At 71.4% G+C, this 262-nt stretch carries 1 protein-coding gene; it reads right to left on the reverse strand.

The window, feature by feature from the left end; translation table 11 throughout:
• The coding region (locus tag RUGAMON1_RS32745; RefSeq protein ID WP_445234440.1) for a phosphopantetheine-binding protein at positions 1-262 on the reverse strand (262 nt) is incomplete at both ends.

Here is a 262-nt window from a genome sequence, read left to right on the forward strand (position 1 = left end):
CGGCGTGCCGAACAGCGCACGCACGTCGGTCTGCACGCCGGCCCGGCGCATGCGCTCGATCAGCGCCACCGCCAGCAGCGAATGGCCGCCCAGCTCGAAGAAGTTGTCGTGCCGTCCAACCCGCTCCAGCTTGAGCAGCTCGGCCCAGATGGCCGCCAACGTCTCTTCCGTTTCGCCCTGCGGCGCCTCGTAGCCGCGCGCCGCGTAGGCTTGCGCATCCGGCGCCGGCAGCGCCTTGCGATCGAGCTTGCCGTTCGGCGTC

Source organism: Duganella rhizosphaerae (assembly GCF_040364205.1).
Taxonomy (GTDB): domain Bacteria; phylum Pseudomonadota; class Gammaproteobacteria; order Burkholderiales; family Burkholderiaceae_D; genus Rugamonas; species Rugamonas rhizosphaerae.